This window comes from Nocardioides sp. NPDC023903, from assembly GCF_040639295.1.
Taxonomy (GTDB): domain Bacteria; phylum Actinomycetota; class Actinomycetes; order Propionibacteriales; family Nocardioidaceae; genus Nocardioides.
In genome coordinates, this window is record NZ_JBEZZS010000132.1 from 1 (window position 1) to 1,007 (window position 1,007).

The 1,007-nt window shown below is 66.1% G+C and carries 2 protein-coding genes; both read right to left on the reverse strand.

All coding sequences use genetic code 11. The annotated features are described in order from the left end of the window. A partial coding sequence (locus tag AB0F44_RS30470) for a cation transporter (protein ID WP_357361137.1) occupies positions 1-535 on the reverse strand: 535 nt, incomplete at its 3' end. Continuing rightward, positions 535-864 carry a winged helix-turn-helix domain-containing protein gene (locus AB0F44_RS30475; RefSeq protein WP_357361139.1) on the reverse strand — a complete coding sequence of 110 codons (330 nt, stop codon included), beginning with the start codon at positions 862-864 and terminating at the stop codon, positions 535-537. The genes AB0F44_RS30475 and AB0F44_RS30470, both read right to left, overlap by 1 nt. Positions 865-1,007 lie beyond the last annotated feature (143 nt).

A 1,007-nucleotide genomic window follows, 5' to 3' on the forward strand; every position in this document is an offset into this window, starting at 1 on the left:
CGAACAGGCTGTTGAGCAGCAGGCCCACCAGCAGCACGGCCGAGAGATAAGTGCACAGCAACGTTTGCTTGGAATCCGCCACGGCGGACGCCGAGCCCAGCTCGCGACCGGCCCGGCGCTGTGCGGCCGACAACACCGGCATGATCACCAGACTCGCGGCCGCCAGCCCGATCCCGACCATCGAGTGCCGCGCCTCACCGACCCCGAGCAGCGACCGGACGGCGTCCACGGCGACATAGCCGGCCAGCGCGAAGAACGAGAACGCGATGACCCGCAGCGCTACCTTCTCCCGTGCCCGCGGATCACGCCCGGCGAACTGCCACGCCACCGCGGCCGCCGAGGACACCTCGATCACCGAGTCCAGCCCGAACCCGATCAGCGCGGACGACGACACCCGCGCACCTTCGGTCAGCGCGACACTCGCCTCGACCACGTTGTAGCTGATCGTCGCCGCGACCAACCACCGAATCCGCGTCGTCAGCGCCGCCTTGCGCGCCGAACTCGCCACCACCACGGGCATCCCGATCGACTCCATCAGCAGCAGCCGTCCGAATCCGTCGCCGGGCAGCAGGCGGGATCAACCGCCAGCACCAGCCCGACCAGATCGTCCAACGCCCGCCCGATCCGCGCATCAGCCAGCTCATACCGGCTGCGCCGACCCTCGGAAACCGCGACGACCAACCCGCATCCACGCAGACAAGCCAGATGATTGGACAGAATCTGCCGCGAGACCCCGATCGCCTCGGCCAGCTCCGACGGATACCCGGGTTCCTTCCGCAGACTCAGCAGGATCTTCGTTCTGGTCGAGTCCGAGAGGGCATAGCCGAATCGGGAGAGAGCATCGATCTGCACTGCGCTGTCCATCTTCGGATAGTACATCCAATTCTGAATTCATAGATTGCTGGATCAATAGCTGCGCAGATGTGCGGCAGGGGTTGCACCTCGACAGAACCAGGCCCAGAGCCTCCCGAGGCACTCGCCTAGAGGTCGTGGAGGGCAGTCAGGAT

Coding starts and splice junctions, on each gene's coding strand:
- AB0F44_RS30475 (WP_357361139.1), bottom strand. CDS start 864: ATGGACAGCGCAGTGCAGATCGATGCTCTCTCCCGATTCGGCTATGCC.